The organism is Curtobacterium luteum (genome assembly GCF_001475545.1).
GTDB lineage: Bacteria > Actinomycetota > Actinomycetes > Actinomycetales > Microbacteriaceae > Curtobacterium > Curtobacterium luteum_A.
This window is the reverse complement of sequence record NZ_LDQC01000166.1, coordinates 1-710: the sequence shown is the minus strand read 5'-3', so window position 1 is coordinate 710 and position 710 is coordinate 1. Positions and strand designations below refer to the sequence as shown.

The following is a 710-nucleotide window of genomic DNA, read 5'->3' as shown; positions in this document are numbered from 1 at the left end:
CCGGACCGGCCGGCTCCCTCCCACCACTCCAGGAGAGGAACCCGCATGAGCGCCTCGACGCAGGCACCCACACGCACACCGTCCCGCCCCGCGACGCGGACCACCGTCGCCCCGCCCGTCCGTCCCGGTCAGCGCCGTGCGCGCCTCCGGACCGGCATCACCCGCTGGCTGTTCGTCATCCCGGCCGCGCTGTTCGTCGTGGTGTTCTTCGGCTACCCGGTCGTCAAGAACATCCTGATGTCCTTCCAGGACTACACGACCGCCACGTTCTTCACCGGCGAGGCCCCCTGGGTCGGGCTCGCGAACTACGTCTCCGTCTTCACGAGCTCGGTCTTCACGACGAGCCTGGTGAACACCGCGCTCTTCACGGCCGGGTCGATCGTCCTGCAGTTCGTCATCGGCCTCGGACTGGCGCTGTTCTTCCGACGGCACTTCCCGCTGTCCGGCTTCCTGCGGGGGCTGCTGCTCCTGCCGTGGCTGCTGCCCCTCATCGCCTCGAGCGCGGTGTGGAAGTGGATGCTCGACCAGGACAGCGGCGCGCTCAACCAGCTGCTCGGTCTCGTCGGGATCGCCCCGGTGCCGTGGCTGGTGAGCCCGAGCCTGGCACTCATCGCGGTGATCGGCGTCAACGTCTGGCTCGGCATCCCGTTCAACACGACCATCCTCTACAGCGGCCTGCAGTCGGTGCCGCCGGAACTCTACGAGGCGGG

1 protein-coding gene is annotated in these 710 nt (G+C 69.0%); it reads left to right on the top strand.

Going from position 1 to position 710, the window contains the following annotated elements; genetic code table 11:
• Window positions 1–45 precede the first annotated feature (45 nt).
• Window positions 46–710: carbohydrate ABC transporter permease (locus NS184_RS16925; RefSeq protein ID WP_430733551.1), on the top strand; the 665-nt coding region annotated here is incomplete at its 3' end.